This window comes from Pantoea sp. ANP04 (assembly GCF_041982285.1).
In the GTDB taxonomy this organism is placed as follows: Bacteria; Pseudomonadota; Gammaproteobacteria; order Enterobacterales; family Enterobacteriaceae; genus Pantoea; species Pantoea eucalypti.
Map to the genome: position 1 here is coordinate 530,095 of NZ_JAUTYS010000001.1, position 13,936 is coordinate 544,030.

The window sequence follows — 13,936 nt, forward strand, 5'->3', positions numbered from 1 at the left end:
GTCGCCTGTGTCCTCCCACTTCACGATGTTACTGGCAGTCTTTGACCGCGCCGCCCTGATGTTGATCTGCCTGTTCTTCCTGACGCGCACCCGGCCTTTTCGTCAGCTGCTGCAAAAAGATGAGCACACCCGCGCGGAAAAAGTGGCGGTCACTGCCATCTTTTCCCTGTTTGCGCTGTTCAGTACCTGGTCGGGCGTCAATGTCGACGGTTCGCTGCTGAATGTGCGGGTCATTGCCGTGATGGCGGGTGGGATTCTGTTTGGTCCCTGGGTTGGCATCGCCACCGGTGTGATTGCGGGTCTTCACCGTTTTCTGATCGATATTCATGGCGTCACTTCCGTCCCCTGCCTGATTACCAGCATCATTGCCGGTGTCGTCGCAGGCGGGATTAATCGCCGGGTGCTGAAAGAGCATCGCTGGCGCGCCGGTATCGTCGGCGGCATGCTGTGTGAAGCCCTGACGATGTTGCTGATCGTCCTGTGGGCGCGCCCTGCCTCACTCGGGCTGGCGATTGTGTCGGAGATTGCCCTGCCGATGATCCTCGGCGCGTCCAGCATCGGCATCATTGTGTTGCTGGTGCAAAGTGTTGAGGGAGAGAAAGAGGCTATTGCTGCCCGCCAGGCCAAGCTGGCACTGGAGATCGCCAACAAAACGTTGCCGCTGTTTCGTCAGGTGAACAGCGACTCGCTGCGCAATATCTGTGACATTATCCGAAGAGAGATCAAAGCCGATGCGGTGGCGATGACGGATAAAAAGCAGATTCTGGCCTACGTCGGCTATGGCGAACATAATTATAAGCATGGCGATGATGGCATCAGCCCGACGACGGCGCAGTCTATCAACAGCGGTAAAATTATTATTAAGAACAATGATGAAGCGCACCGCACTAAAGATATACATTCGATGATCGTCATCCCGCTGTGGGAAAAAGGCAAAGTCACCGGCACGCTGAAAATCTATTATCGCCGCGCACACCGTATTACCGGCTCGCTGAAGGAGATGGCGATTGGCCTGTCACAAATTATCTCAACCCAGCTTGAAGTGTCGCGCGCCGAGCAGCTGCGTGAGATGGCCAATAAAGCGGAACTGCGCGCGCTGCAAAGTAAAATAAATCCCCATTTCCTGTTCAATGCGCTGAATGCTATCTCCTCTTCTATCCGGCTCAATCCCGATACTGCCCGCCAGCTGGTCATTAACCTTTCACGCTATCTGCGCTACAACCTGGAACTGAACGACGATGAGCTGATCGACATCCGTAAAGAGCTGTGGCAGGTGAAAGATTATATCGCCATTGAGCAGGCGCGATTCGGCGATAAACTGACGATGATTTATGACGTCGATGAAGATCTGCATTTTCTGCTGCCAAGTCTGCTGATTCAGCCACTGGTAGAAAACGCCATTGTGCATGGGATTCAGCCCTGTAAAGGCAAAGGCGTGGTCACGCTGAGCGTCCGGGATCTGGGCGATCGGGTGCGGATCTCCGTGCGGGATACCGGTCAGGGCATCAGTGACGAAGTCGTGGAACGGGTGGCGCGCAACGAGATGCCCGGCAATAAAATCGGTCTGCTCAATGTGCACCATCGCGTCAAACTCCTGTCAGGTCAGGGACTGAACATCGTGCGGCATCAACCGGGGACCGAGATCGCTTTTACGCTGAGTAAAAATGGCCAGCGCCTGGCGGAGAATCTGTTATGAAAGCCATTATTGTGGAAGATGAATTTCTGGCCCAGCAGGAGCTGAGCTGGATGATTCAGCATCACAGCAAAATCGAAATTGAAGCCTGTTTTGATGATGGTCTTGATGTACTGAAGTATCTGCAACAGCATCGGGTCGATGTGATTTTCCTCGACATTAATATCCCCTCGCTGGATGGCATGTTGCTGGCACAGAATATCCATCAGTTTGCCCACAAGCCGCTGATCGTCTTTATTACCGCGTGGAAAGAGCATGCGGTAGAAGCATTCGAGCTTGAGGCATTTGACTACATTCTCAAGCCCTATCAGGAGTCGCGGATTGTCACCATGCTGAACAAGCTGGAAGCCACCGCACAGGCGCAGCAGGCTGTGAGTCATCTTAGTGCCACACCTGCGCCGCAGACCGTCAACCTGATTAAAGATGAACGCATTATCGTCACTGACGTGAATGATATTTACTACGTTGAGGCGCATGAAAAGCTGACGTTTGTCTATACCCGGCGCGAGTCCTACGTCATGTCGATGAATATCACCGAGTTCTGTTCACGCCTGCCAGAGCAGCAGTTCTTCCGCTGTCACCGCTCTTACTGCGTCAGCCTGAGCAAGATCCGCGAAATCGAGCCGTGGTTTAACAACACCTATCTGCTTAAGCTGCGCGATCTGGAATTTCAGGTGCCGGTCAGCCGCAGTAAGGTTAAGCAGTTCAGACAGCTGATGCGTCTGTAATGCAGGAGAGTGAGGGAACGATTCAGGTAGAGAAGTGGCTTTCAGGACAACAGCAGGAAAAGGCAGGAGAAGTCAGGCGGTGATTTCCCGGGCCTGAACGGCTGAAGCCTCCAGGTCGGGAAAGCGATCGCGCGCACAAAGGCTGTGCGCGCGGAGTAAAGCAGAATCAGATTTCGCGGCCCAGCGTCTGACGCAGATGCGCGCCCGCCCCCAGCAGGCCAGGCTGATCGTGCGTAATCATGTAAACCGGAATGCTGGCAACATAGTCGCGGAAGCGTCCTTTATCTTCAAAAGCCGCACGGAAACCCGACGCCTTAAAGAATTCCAGGAAGCGAGGCACAATGCCTCCCGCAATATAAACGCCGCCAAAAGTGCCCAGGTTCAGCGCCAGATTGCCGCCAAAACGGCCCATAATGACGCAGAACATGGAGAGCGCGCGACGGCAGTCGGTACAGCTGTCATCCAGCGCACGTTCACTGACATCTTTCGGCTTCAGATTTTCCGGCACGCGGTTGTCAACTTTCACAATGGCACGGTAGAGATTAACCAGACCGGCACCCGACAGCACACGTTCAGCTGAGACATGGCCCAGTTCTTCACGCAGCACTTCCAGGATCTGATCTTCTTCTTCGCTGTTGGCCGCAAAATCGACATGACCACCCTCACCTGGCAGGCTCACCCAGCGCTTGTCCACATGCACCAGATGGCTGACGCCTAAGCCGGTACCGGCACCATAAATGGCGATAGGTTTATCTTTGACCGGCTCTGAGCCGCCAAACTGAATCACGTTTTCGGCGGTCAGCATCGGAATAGCCATGGATACCGCAGTAAAATCGTTAATGATTTCCAGGTGTTCAAAACCGATGTTCTCTTTGAGCTTGCGCGTAGAAAACGCCCAGTCATGGTTGGTCATTTCAACCCAGTCATCGGTAATCGGGCAGGCGATAGCAATACAGCCATCTTTAACGTCCTGCTGTTGTTCATCAAGATAGTGGCGGATGACGGCTTCGAGGCTGTCGTATTCTGATGTTGAGAATGTTTTGGCCTGGGTGATGCTGCCGCTTTCCACCTCACACAGGGCGAGGCGCGCGTTAGTACCGCCGACATCGCCGACCAAGGCATAGGTTGTCATTCTTCTGTTGCTCCGCTTGGGGTCTTAAGAGTTGGAGGACACTATAAAATTCTGCCCATAAAACAACAACGCTCACCGGTGCGATTGGTGAGCGTCTTACTCAGTTGTGCTACAGCCTAACCGCGTTAGTCCAGCCTGCACAGCGGCAACTATCTGAATCTTAGCCGCCGTTGCGTTGATTCAGGCAGGCAGTGACTTTTCTTAGCAGTGGCGGCAAATCTTCTTTCTGCATCACCACCTCAACCAGCGACAGCCATTGAGGCGCGGCCAGTCGCGTCATCACCTCGTCTAACTGCACGGTTTCACTGATGCGCCAGCTCTGCGCCTGGCCCTGAAGGCTAAGGGCGTGTGGCAGAGCCGTCCAGTTCCACGGGGCGATATCATTGTAACGTTGTGTTGCGCCATGAATCGCCCGTTCGACGGTATAGCCGTCATTATTCAGCAAAAAGATTATCAGTCGCTGCCCATCGCGCAACATTGAACTCAGTTCCTGAATGGTCAGTTGCGCCGAACCGTCTCCGATGATCAGGATAACCCGTCGATCAGGGTTAGCGGTCTGCGCGCCAAACGCTGCCGGAAGAGTATAGCCGATTGATCCCCATAATGGCTGAACCACCAGCTGTGCCCGCGAGGGCAGTCGCAATGCGGCGGTACCAAAGGCCGCCGTCCCCTGCTCGGCCAGAATCAGGTCGCCGGGTTGCAGAAATCCCTGCATGGCCTGCCAGAAGGCGTGCTGACTGATCACCGCCGTGGGTTCTGCTGGCTGCGCGGCGGGGATTGCAGCGGCAGGCTGCCACTGCTGACCATAACGTTCAAACAGCGGTTGCAGTTCACTGAGTGCATCCGCCATCGACAACGGCGCAAAACGTTCATTACCCACGCTGGCACTGAAGGGCTGCAGATCGATCAGTCGCTCGGTGGCAAACTGCTGTGTAAAACCTGCCGTAATGGTGTCGGTAAAACGGACACCGACGCAAATTGCTGCATCCACCTGTTCAATCTGTTCACACACCTGCCCTGCACTGGCCGCGCCGGCATAGGTACCGACGTAACCTGGCTGCTGCTCATCCAGTACGCCTTTGCCCATCAGCAGACTGGCGCAGGGAATCGCGCTCTGTTCGCGCAGCGCGGCCAGCGCAGATTGCTGCTGCCAGCGCAGCGCCAGAAAATCTGCCAGCAGTGAAACACGCTGTGCCGGTGCCAGTAAACGTTCTGCCGCGGCCCTGAAAGCGCGACGCGCGTCAGCCGATGCGGGCTGATGGGTGTTCAGCGGCTGTGCAGGTGGCTGTACAGCCATGGCTGCCACGTCCACTGCCAGCGACAGATAGCCGGGACGACGGGCCTGCAGCGCACTGATAATCACCCGATCAATCTCAGCCGTGGCATTGTCGGCAGTCAGCAGTGCGGTTGCCACACTGACCTCGGCAGCCATGCGAATAAAATGCTGGAAATCACCATCGCCCAGCGAGTGATGCACGCAGTCACCCTGCAACTGCGCCTGCGTGGCTGGCGCACCCACAATATGAATCACCGGCAGATACTCAGCATAACTGCCCGCAGTGCCATTAATCGCGCTGAGCTCGCCAACACCAAACGTCGTTAACAGTGCCCCCGCGCCGTTGCAGCGCGCATAACCGTCCGCCGCATAGGCTGCGTTGAGTTCATTAGCGCAGCCCACCCAGCTGATTTCAGGATGGGCGATAACGCGGTCCAGGAATTGCAGGTTGTAGTCGCCCGGCACACCAAACAGATGCTTGATACCAATCTCCTGCAGACGGGTCAGCAGGTAATCTCCGACAGTGAATGTGGACATTGCGCGTTCCTTTCAGGGAAGAGTCGGGTTAAGTATCTGACAGAGGATAAAATTAGCGAGGAGAGTAGCTATTTTAACCAGCCGCAATGCCTGGCAAGACGACGTTACGCTGGCGGAATATTCTGTAAAATCGCGAACTGCTGCGCGCTGTCACTAAGTGTAACCGTATACACTGATAGACTTTTGGCACATATTCCCGTTTTTGCTCAGGAGCGCTAAATGTCCTCTTTCCCCCATCCCGATCGCTATCAACAGATGGAATATCGCCGCAGCGGCCGCAGCGGCATCAGACTGCCTGCAGTTTCGCTGGGACTTTGGCACAACTTTGGTGACAGCACGCGGGTCGATAACAGCCGTGAGTTGCTACGTCATGCATTTGACCTCGGCATCACCCACTTCGACTTAGCGAATAACTACGGCCCGCCTCCGGGCTCGGCGGAAGAGAATTTTGGTCGTATTCTGCGGGAAGATTTTCGTGCCCATCGTGATGAGCTGATAATCTCCACCAAAGCGGGCTATACCATGTGGCAGGGGCCTTATGGAGACTGGGGGTCGCGTAAATATCTGATTGCCAGTCTGGATCAAAGCCTTAAACGCATGGGGCTGGAATATGTCGATATTTTCTATCACCACCGTCCCGATCCGGAAACCCCGCTGGAAGAGACGATGCGCGCGCTCGATCATGTGGTACGCCAGGGCAAAGCGCTTTACGTAGCTCTTTCTAACTATCCGGCTGAACGGGCTGCCCAGGCGATTGCTATCCTGCGCGATCTCGGCACCCCCTGCCTGATTCACCAGCCGCGTTATTCGATGTTTGAACGTACCCCTGAGCAGGGATTGATTCAGACGCTGGGCGATGCGGGCGTTGGCTGTATCGCTTTCTCTCCCCTGGCAGGCGGTGTGCTCACCGATCGCTATCTGCAGGGCATTCCGGAAGATTCGCGTGCGGCCAGCGGCAGCAAATTCCTGAGCGAAAGCCAGCTGACCGAAGAGAAGATGGAAAAAGTCCGCAGGCTGAATGTCATCGCACAGCAACGTGAGCAGAAACTGGCGCAGATGGCGCTGGCGTGGGTATTGCGCGATGATCGCGTCACGTCAGTGCTGATTGGGGCCAGTAAAACGGCGCAGATTGATGACGCGGTGGCCATGCTCGCCCTTCGTCAGTTCAGCGACACCGAATTAGCGGCCATTGACGCGGCTCTGATGTAAGCATTCACCGCCCGGCGCAGGTCGGGCGTTTTTTTTCACCAGAATAATCTCAATCCCCCTTCTCTCCCCAATTTCCTCACAATTTTCCGACACAATGATGCGGTAACAACAGTAATACGCAGGCATAATCACTGCGCCGCAACAGCATCAGCCTGTTGATGAGGAGAATATAATGAAAAGAGCTCTAATTTTTGCTGCCCTGCTGGCGCTGTTTTCGCCGCTGGCCTATCACACAGCCGAGGCCTCCAGTGCCTCTATTTCTCTGGCCCCTGGCGTCACCCTGAATCTGGGCGATCGCGATAATCGTGGTAATTACTGGGATGGCGGTCGCTGGCGTGAACCCCGCTGGTGGAATGACCGCTATACCTACAACGAACGCCGCTGGTGGCGACACGAAGAGTGGCGTCGTCAGCAGCAGTGGGAGCGTGAACGCCGCTGGCAGGAACGCGCCCGCGAGCGCCGCTGGGATCATCAGTATCGCCGCGATCGCGACTGGGATCATCATGACCGTCGTGGTCCAGGTCCTGGCCCGCGTGGTTTTGGGCCCCACGGACCCGGTGGACCCGGTCCGCATGGCCACGATCGTCACTAACAAAAAACGCCCGGCTATGCCGGGCGTTTTTTGTTTCCAGAAATCCCTACAGTCCCAGCGCTTCACCTACCAGCAGGTAAAGATTGAGCGCAATCACCAGCAGCACGATCAGTCGCCCGGTGTTCTGCATCAGACGCGAGTTCACCATATCATCGCCCATCAGCTCGCGGTTGCCGGTAAAGGAGAGCAGCGGAATCAGCGCCAGCGCGATACCAAAGCTCAACAGCACCTGACTCATCACCAGAACCCGTGTCGGATCCCAGCCTGCCCAGATGACAATAAACGAGGGCAGCATGGTGACAGTTCGACGCACCCAAAGTGGAATGTGGAAACGGATGAAGCCCTGCATTACCACCTGCCCCGCCAGCGTACCGACCACTGTTGAGGAGAGTCCCGCAGCCACCAGGCTCAGACCAAATACGGTTGCGGCAGCCTGACCTAACAGCGGTTGCAGCGTCAGATAGGCTTGGTCAAGCTCTGCGATTTTACTGTGACCACTAAAATGAAACGCCGCTGCCGCAGTTGCCATCATCGCCAGGTTTACAAATCCGGCAATGGTCATGGCAATCGCCACATCCAGTTTAGTTGAGGAGTAACGCTGACCTTTGCTGTCCTCACTTTTGCCCTGCGTCAGCGCAGAGTGCAGATAAATCACATGCGGCATGATGGTCGCCCCAAGCACACCTGCTGCCAGGAATACGGCATCCGACGTCGGTAACGCGGGCAGCGCCATGCCGACCACCAGCTCTTTAATATTGGGCTGGGAGAAGAAAAGTTCGACAATATAGGCGGCCGCCACAAACAACAGCAGTCCACCAATCACCAGCTCCAGCGGCTTCTGTCCGCGACTCTGTAACATCAGTATCAGGAAGGTGGCGATGCCCGTCAGCACCGCGCCCTGCATCAATGAAATGCCGAGCAGCAGTTTGAACCCCAGTGCAGCACCGATAAACTCCGCCAGATCGGTGGCCATCGCGATAATTTCCGCCTGCACCCAGTAAAACCAGACGGCAGGCCGGGGAAAGCGATCGCGGATGTGTTCGGCAAGATTTTTGCCGGTGGCGATACCCAGCTTGGCAGACATGAGCTGAATCAGCATGGCCATGATATTGGCCCACACCACCACCCACAGCAATTTGTAGCCGTAAGCAGCGCCTGCCTGAATGTTGGTCGCAAAGTTGCCCGGATCGATATAGCCAATAGCGGCAATAAAGGCGGGCCCCAGCAGTGCGAGTTTGACTTTTCTGACTCCGCGAGCAGCGCGCTCGGCGGTACGACTCTCAAGCATATCCGGTACCCTGTCTGAACATTTGCCTGCCCCGGCAGCTTAGGGGTTAGCATGTGCAAGTGAAATTCGTTTATTGTTATCGGTGTAATAGATGCTGCTATAAAGTATAGCCATTGCTATACATTACAGTAAAGGAAGAGAGTGCTAAAAATGTGAGCAACGGTGTCACTTTACGCTCTGTGTAAAATTCAGACAATAATTATGTGGTTATCTGGGTTGAACGATTTTTAAACAGGGCGTGATCTCTGGAACTTTTCTGGAAAATATAGCGATAGCGAATACTTATAATGTGGTTCAGATCTCGTTTTTAAGTAACGCGTTACATAGAATACGCAACAAAATACAACCCTCCTCAAATTTGGAGCAACTATGTCCCATATTTTGCAATTTCTTTTAGCACTGGTGGTGGTCGGGATACTCTCCTTGCTGGTGAGTCACGATCGTAAAAGCATTCGCATTCGCTACATTATACAGCTACTGGTGATTGAAATTGTGCTCGCCTGGTTCTTCCTGAACTCAGAAGCGGGACTGGGTTTCGTCAAAGGCTTCGCCGGCTTCTTTGATCATCTGCTGAAGTATGCGGCCCAGGGCACAAACTTTGTCTTCGGTAACATGAATGACAAAGGCCTGGCGTTCTTCTTCCTCAACGTATTGTGTCCAATCGTCTTTATCTCTGCGCTGATCGGTATTCTGCAGCATTTCCGTATCCTGCCGTGGGTTATTCGCGGTATCGGTACTGTGCTGTCGAAAGTCAATGGCATGGGAAAACTGGAATCTTTCAACGCCGTGAGTTCTCTGATACTGGGACAGTCAGAAAACTTCATTGCCTATAAAGATATCCTGGGCAAGATGTCACAGCGCCGCATGTACACCATGGCCGCGACGGCGATGTCGACCGTTTCGATGTCTATTGTCGGTGCCTACATGACCATGCTGCAGCCAAAGTATGTGGTCGCCGCACTCGTGCTCAACATGTTCAGCACCTTTATCGTGCTGTCATTGATCAACCCTTACCGCGTTGAGAACGAAGACGATCTGCAGTTGCAGGATCTGCATAAAGGTCAGAGCTTCTTCGAGATGCTGGGCGAATATATCCTGGCCGGTTTTAAGGTCGCGATTATCGTTGCCGCGATGCTGATTGGTTTTATCGCGCTGATTTCAGGTCTGAATGCGCTGTTTGATCTGATCTTCGGCATCAGCTTCCAGGGCGTGCTTGGCTATGTCTTCTATCCGTTTGCCTGGGTGATGGGTGTGCCGTCGGGTGAGGCGTTGCAGGTCGGCAGTATTATGGCGACCAAGCTGGTATCGAATGAATTTGTTGCCATGATGGATCTGCAGAAAATTGCAGGCCAGTTGTCACCCACTTCAGAAGGTATTCTTTCCGTGTTCCTGGTGTCGTTCGCCAACTTCTCTTCCATCGGCATCGTGGCCGGTGCGATTAAAGGCCTGAACGAAGAACAGGGCAACGTGGTTTCCCGCTTTGGCCTGAAGCTGCTGTACGGCTCTACGCTGGTCAGCGTGCTCTCCGCCGCTATCGCCGGTCTGGTTCTGGCGTTCTGAGTGCAGTGCTGAACATTTAAGGGCGAGCCTGTCTCGCCCTTTTCGTTTTTCGCCATCCCTGCTTTTCTTCCCGCTGAATACCTCTTCAGGCGACGTCTGCCTTATACAATACACTCAGATTCTGCATGTAAAGCGCGCACGAGGCGCAGCACAGCGTTATCCGTGCAGAACGCGGCGGCGCTTGCCGGGTATGTACGCGTTAAGCGTGCGCAGCAGCTGATTTGCAAAGCAATAGCGTTAGATTCGCAGAAAGGCGAATGAAAGATAAATCAGAAAGGATTTTGACAACAATGACATCGACGTTGTCAGAAAATGGTGGAGATAAGCGGGATCGAACCGCTGACCTCTTGCATGCCATGCAAGCGCTCTCCCAGCTGAGCTATACCCCCACATCTGGAATCGTTTTTCAGTGCCAAACTTTTGGGAAAAAGTTTGGTGGAGCTAAGCGGGATCGAACCGCTGACCTCCTGCATGCCATGCAGGCGCTCTCCCAGCTGAGCTATAGCCCCGAACCGAAAAACTGTCGCGTTAAGCGACGGACGGCATAATATGAAACCGCCTCCAGGGTGTCAACGGCAAAATGACATTCTCTGTTTGATCGCTGAAAAAGGCGGCAACCTGCGAAGTTTCAGCAGCATGCTACAGATAAAAATCATGTCTGGTCATGCAGTACCGTTTTTTAACTGTTATACCCGCTGCCATCAGGTTAATTCACGGTTAAATATGTTATAGGAATTTTCTTGTCTTCGTCTTTTTCGCATGCAAAACTTAGCCCGCTAATTTAGTGGCCACCGGGACCCTCTCCCGCGCGCCGCGCGTCCACCAGGCGTTATCGTCCCATTAATCATAAAAAAACTATTGAGATACTATGTCGCTGCATACACCTAAAGAAATCGCACAACTGGCGATCCAGTCTGGCGTGGCTAAAAGTCGTGCGCCTGTCAGCATCCTTCTGATTCTTGGCTTTATGGCGGGTGCATTTATTGCGACCGGCTTCCTGTTAGATCTTCACGTCATTAACTCCCTGCCCGCTGAATGGGGCTCTTTCGGTGGCCTGTTAGGTGCCGCAGTCTTCCCTGTAGGTATCATTATGACCGTGCTGGCGGGTGGCGAGCTGCTGACCGGCAATATGATGACGTTACCCGTGGCCTGGTTCGCCCGCCGCATCAGCTTTATGAGCGTAGCGCGTAACTGGTTCTGGGTGACCCTGGCGAACTTTATCGGCAGCGTGGCTGTTGCATGGTTCTTTGGCCATATGCTGGGCATGACCGAAGGTGACTACCTGAAAAAGACCGTGGCTATCGCCTCTGCCAAAGTTCATGCCGATTTCCTGCATTCCTTTATTTCAGGCATTGGCTGTAACTGGCTGGTGTGTCTGGCTGTGTGGCTGGCATTTGCGAGTAAAGATATGGTTGGCAAAATCTTCGGCATGTGGTTCCCGGTGATGGCGTTTGTTGCCATTGGCTTCCAGCACGTTGTCGCTAACATGTTTATTATTCCGGCCGCTATTTTTGCCGGTCAGATGAGCTGGGCAGAGTACTTCCCTAACTTTGTCGCCGTCTTCCTGGGCAATGCCGTAGGAGGAGCCGTCTTCGTTGGTCTGGCCTATTTCCTGGCATTCCGTCCTGCTGCCGAACCTGCCAGTAATCCTCAGTAATTCTGTTTTGCCTTTTGTCATCAGACAAAAGGCAATTTCAGCCTACGTTACTTTTCACCGTTACTTTTTGCTGTAATATGTACCGCTAATGTATTTAACAGGGACAGTGTCGTGAAAAAGGAATGGCTTACCCCCGAAGAGCTGGCTGCAGAAACGGGTTACAGTCGGCAAACGGTGAATAAGTGGATCAAGCGGGAGAACTGGACAACCACGCCAAAGCCCGGAGTTCAGGGCGGCAAGGCACGTCTTATTCATATTGATGAACGCGTAAAAAGTTTTATTCAATCCACCCGCAACCTTAATGAACCCACAGCCACCTATGGCGCAGTAACGAATTCATTACCTGCGTTATTGTTAAGTTCCATCCAGCAAATGAGCCAGGATGAACAGGATCAACTCACTGCATTAATCTTACGTGAAGGGATTAAAGGCGTGCTGGAGCGACTGGGAATTGGTGAAGAGTAAGAAAACCGGAAGCGTAGCGCCTCCGGCTGTGTTCATTACGCCTGCGCTTCGCGCTCACTGATAAAGGCCAGGGCCTGCTCAATACGGGCCACGCTGCGGCTGCGGCCAATCGCCTCCACGGTGACATCCAGACCCGGTGACTGACCGGCACCGGTCACGGCCACACGCAGCGGCATGCCGACTTTACCCATACCCACTTCCAGCTCATCTGCGGTGCTCTGAATCGCCTGATGCACGTTTTCAGCCGTCCATTCAGTGATGGCGGCCAGCTTGTCACGCACCACTTCCAGCGGCTGACGCGCGACCGGACGAAGATGTTTCTTCGCCGCATCGGCATCGAACTCTGCGAAGTCTTCGTAGAAGTAGCGGCAGGATGCAGCCATTTCCTTCAGCGTTTTGCAACGCTCGCCCAGCAGACCCACCAGCTTCGCCAGTTCCGGTCCGGTGCGGGTATCAATTTTCTGCTCTTCAATATGCCACTGCAGATGTGTCGCCACATATTCTGGCGGCAGCGTATTGATATAGTGGTGGTTCAGCCACTGCAGTTTCTCAGTGTTGAACGCACTGGCAGACTTACTGACGGCATCCAGCGTAAACAGCTCAGCCATTTCAGCCACGCTGAAAATTTCCTGATCGCCATGTGACCAGCCCAGACGAACCAGGTAGTTGAGCAGCGCTTCCGGCAGGTAGCCGTCATCACGATACTGCATCACCCCTACTGCGCCATGACGCTTGGAGAGTTTTTTGCCATCATCGCCCAGAATCATGGAAACGTGAGCGTAGACCGGAACCTGCGCGCCAATCGCTTTGAGGATGTTGATCTGACGTGGTGTGTTGTTGATGTGGTCTTCACCACGAATAACATGGGTGATACCCATATCCCAGTCATCAACAACAACGCAGAAGTTATAGGTTGGCGAACCATCGGTGCGGCGGATGATCAGATCATCCAGTTCCTGGTTACTGAACTCGATCGGTCCACGAATCTGATCGTCAAAGATGACCGAACCTTCCTGTGGATTGCGGAAACGCACCACGCATGGCTCATCATCAGCATGATGTTCATGGCTGTCACGGCAGCGGCCGTCATAACGCGGCTTTTCGTTGTTCGCCATCTGTTCTTCGCGCAGCGCTTCCAGGCGTTCTTTAGAGCAGTAGCATTTATAAGCGGTTCCGGCTTCCAGCATGTCATCAATGACCGCGTTATAGCGATCAAAACGTTTAGTCTGGTAGTAAGGGCCTTCATTCCAGTCGAGGCTCAGCCAGTTCATACCATCCATGATGGCTTCGATAGCTTCCGGCGTGGATCGCTCCAGATCGGTATCTTCAATGCGCAGCACGAACTCGCCCTGGTTGTGACGGGCAAAGAGCCAGGAGTAAAGTGCGGTACGTGCGCCACCGACATGCAGATAGCCGGTTGGGCTTGGCGCGAAGCGTGTTTTGATTTTCATTGAGTATTGCCTTAGATGCGCGGGTTCTTTGTCTGGATGACAAAAAACAGGTTAGACGCGAAAAACAGTGGGCATATTCTAGCATCTGACGGTGAATCCTCAATGCATGCCCGCCGGTTGCGTCCCGGGAAAAGGGACTTTTCTGCCAGTAAAACCAGCACATTGGCTAAAAGCGCAACAGGATGTTTAAAAATAAACCGAACGCACATTTATGTTTTAAAAAGCGTTGACTCAAAATCAACTATCCCTATAATGCGACTCCACACAGCGGGGGTGATTAGCTCAGTTGGTAGAGCATCTCCCTTACAAGGAGGGGGTCGGCGGTTCGAACCCGTCATCACCCACCAC

11 protein-coding genes and 3 tRNA genes are annotated in these 13,936 nt (G+C 53.8%); 8 read left to right on the forward strand and 6 right to left on the reverse strand.

The annotated features are described in order from the left end of the window. Window positions 1–25: 25 nt before the first annotated feature. A complete protein-coding gene (locus Q7C21_RS02300; protein ID WP_039659607.1) occupies window positions 26–1,696 on the forward strand; it encodes a sensor histidine kinase in 1,671 nt (556 codons plus the stop codon). Continuing rightward, window positions 1,693–2,421 carry a LytTR family DNA-binding domain-containing protein gene (locus Q7C21_RS02305; RefSeq protein ID WP_003848909.1) on the forward strand — a complete coding sequence of 243 codons (729 nt, stop codon included), beginning with the start codon at window positions 1,693–1,695 and terminating at the stop codon, window positions 2,419–2,421. Before Q7C21_RS02300 ends, Q7C21_RS02305 begins: the two co-directional genes overlap by 4 nt. Before the next feature lie 166 nt (window positions 2,422–2,587). Here Q7C21_RS02305 and glk read toward each other — a convergent pair whose 3' ends face one another. Further along, complete coding sequence (glk, locus tag Q7C21_RS02310) at window positions 2,588–3,553, reverse strand: glucokinase (RefSeq protein WP_003848907.1); 966 nt, start codon at window positions 3,551–3,553, stop codon at window positions 2,588–2,590. A gap of 160 nt (window positions 3,554–3,713) precedes the next feature. Further along, window positions 3,714–5,366 (reverse strand): indolepyruvate decarboxylase, encoded by a 1,653-nt coding sequence (gene ipdC, locus Q7C21_RS02315; protein ID WP_078804641.1) that lies wholly within the window; start codon window positions 5,364–5,366, stop codon window positions 3,714–3,716. A gap of 219 nt (window positions 5,367–5,585) precedes the next feature. Here ipdC and mgrA point away from each other — a divergent pair, with 219 nt between their 5' ends. Beyond that, on the forward strand, window positions 5,586–6,575 hold the full coding sequence (mgrA, locus tag Q7C21_RS02320) for an L-glyceraldehyde 3-phosphate reductase (protein ID WP_078804642.1): 990 nt from the start codon (window positions 5,586–5,588) through the stop codon (window positions 6,573–6,575). Between the two features lie 172 nt (window positions 6,576–6,747). Beyond that, window positions 6,748–7,167 carry a DUF2502 domain-containing protein gene (locus tag Q7C21_RS02325; protein ID WP_187512857.1) on the forward strand — a complete coding sequence of 140 codons (420 nt, stop codon included), beginning with the start codon at window positions 6,748–6,750 and terminating at the stop codon, window positions 7,165–7,167. Window positions 7,168–7,213: 46 nt separating this feature from the next. Here Q7C21_RS02325 and Q7C21_RS02330 read toward each other — a convergent pair whose 3' ends face one another. Next, window positions 7,214–8,455 (reverse strand): Nramp family divalent metal transporter, encoded by a 1,242-nt coding sequence (locus Q7C21_RS02330; protein ID WP_003848897.1) that lies wholly within the window; start codon window positions 8,453–8,455, stop codon window positions 7,214–7,216. 369 nt (window positions 8,456–8,824) lie between these two features. Here Q7C21_RS02330 and Q7C21_RS02335 point away from each other — a divergent pair, with 369 nt between their 5' ends. Next, complete coding sequence (locus Q7C21_RS02335; protein ID WP_003848895.1) at window positions 8,825–10,015, forward strand: NupC/NupG family nucleoside CNT transporter; 1,191 nt, start codon at window positions 8,825–8,827, stop codon at window positions 10,013–10,015. Window positions 10,016–10,328: 313 nt separating this feature from the next. Here the strand turns inward: Q7C21_RS02335 and Q7C21_RS02340 are convergent. Both Q7C21_RS02340 and Q7C21_RS02345 read right to left on the reverse strand, forming a co-directional pair. Next, window positions 10,329–10,404 (reverse strand) — tRNA-Ala (locus Q7C21_RS02340). Window positions 10,405–10,448: 44 nt separating this feature from the next. Then, window positions 10,449–10,524, reverse strand: a tRNA-Ala gene (locus Q7C21_RS02345). A 359-nt stretch (window positions 10,525–10,883) separates the two neighbouring features. Between Q7C21_RS02345 and Q7C21_RS02350 the strand changes: the two genes are divergently transcribed. Next, window positions 10,884–11,672: a formate/nitrite transporter family protein gene (locus Q7C21_RS02350; protein ID WP_003848892.1), complete on the forward strand. Its 789-nt coding sequence runs from the start codon at window positions 10,884–10,886 to the stop codon at window positions 11,670–11,672. A gap of 111 nt (window positions 11,673–11,783) precedes the next feature. Then, window positions 11,784–12,137, forward strand: a complete 354-nt coding sequence (locus Q7C21_RS02355) for a YfeC-like transcriptional regulator (RefSeq protein ID WP_003848889.1) — start codon at window positions 11,784–11,786, stop codon at window positions 12,135–12,137. 35 nt (window positions 12,138–12,172) lie between these two features. Here Q7C21_RS02355 and gltX read toward each other — a convergent pair whose 3' ends face one another. Continuing rightward, on the reverse strand, window positions 12,173–13,588 hold the full coding sequence (gltX, locus tag Q7C21_RS02360) for a glutamate--tRNA ligase (protein WP_039659597.1): 1,416 nt from the start codon (window positions 13,586–13,588) through the stop codon (window positions 12,173–12,175). Window positions 13,589–13,859: 271 nt separating this feature from the next. Here gltX and Q7C21_RS02365 point away from each other — a divergent pair. After that, window positions 13,860–13,935: transfer RNA gene (locus Q7C21_RS02365), tRNA-Val, on the forward strand. Window position 13,936 lies beyond the last annotated feature (1 nt).

Coding starts and splice junctions, on each gene's coding strand:
- Q7C21_RS02300 (WP_039659607.1), top strand. CDS start 26: ATGTTACTGGCAGTCTTTGACCGCGCCGCCCTGATGTTGATCTGCCTG.
- Q7C21_RS02305 (WP_003848909.1), top strand. CDS start 1,693: ATGAAAGCCATTATTGTGGAAGATGAATTTCTGGCCCAGCAGGAGCTG.
- glk (WP_003848907.1), bottom strand. CDS start 3,553: ATGACAACCTATGCCTTGGTCGGCGATGTCGGCGGTACTAACGCGCGC.
- ipdC (WP_078804641.1), bottom strand. CDS start 5,366: ATGTCCACATTCACTGTCGGAGATTACCTGCTGACCCGTCTGCAGGAG.
- mgrA (WP_078804642.1), top strand. CDS start 5,586: ATGTCCTCTTTCCCCCATCCCGATCGCTATCAACAGATGGAATATCGC.
- Q7C21_RS02325 (WP_187512857.1), top strand. CDS start 6,748: ATGAAAAGAGCTCTAATTTTTGCTGCCCTGCTGGCGCTGTTTTCGCCG.
- Q7C21_RS02330 (WP_003848897.1), bottom strand. CDS start 8,455: ATGCTTGAGAGTCGTACCGCCGAGCGCGCTGCTCGCGGAGTCAGAAAA.
- Q7C21_RS02335 (WP_003848895.1), top strand. CDS start 8,825: ATGTCCCATATTTTGCAATTTCTTTTAGCACTGGTGGTGGTCGGGATA.
- Q7C21_RS02350 (WP_003848892.1), top strand. CDS start 10,884: ATGTCGCTGCATACACCTAAAGAAATCGCACAACTGGCGATCCAGTCT.
- gltX (WP_039659597.1), bottom strand. CDS start 13,588: ATGAAAATCAAAACACGCTTCGCGCCAAGCCCAACCGGCTATCTGCAT.